The organism is Parapedobacter lycopersici, assembly GCF_024643285.1.
Lineage (GTDB): Bacteria > Bacteroidota > Bacteroidia > Sphingobacteriales > Sphingobacteriaceae > Parapedobacter > Parapedobacter lycopersici.
This window is the reverse complement of record NZ_JAMSLW010000014.1, coordinates 1-301: the sequence shown is the minus strand read 5'-3', so window position 1 is coordinate 301 and position 301 is coordinate 1. Positions and strand designations below refer to the sequence as shown.

At 60.1% G+C, this 301-nt stretch carries 2 protein-coding genes; one reads left to right on the top strand and one right to left on the bottom strand.

Going from position 1 to position 301, the window contains the following annotated elements; translation table 11 throughout:
- On the bottom strand, positions 1–200 hold a 200-nt coding region (locus tag NEV57_RS15875; protein ID WP_504928508.1), incomplete at its 3' end, for a RuBisCO small subunit-like domain-containing protein.
- Between NEV57_RS15875 and NEV57_RS15870 the strand changes: the two genes are divergently transcribed.
- Positions 102–301, top strand: a 200-nt coding sequence (locus NEV57_RS15870; RefSeq protein WP_257659291.1) for a hypothetical protein, incomplete at its 3' end; no start/stop codon positions are given. The genes NEV57_RS15875 and NEV57_RS15870 overlap by 99 nt on opposite strands.

The window sequence follows — 301 nt, the reverse complement described above, 5'->3', positions numbered from 1 at the left end:
GCCTCCTCGAGCTCCTTGAGCACCTGGGTGGCGTCAGTGCACCCGAACATGGGCAGCTTCCACATGGTCCAGTACCTGCCATCGTAGTATCCGGGGGATCTGTGGTTCTCACGGTAGACGAATCCGACCTTGCTGAACTCGAGGCAGGGCACCCACTTGGAACGGAGCAGGTACTCGATCTGCTTCAGGAGGTCCTCCACGGTGAGCGGTGGCAGGTAGGAGAGGGTCTCGAACTTCTTGATGCCCTCAATCGGCCACACCTGCATGCACCTGATCCTGCCGCCATTGCTGACGTTGCCGA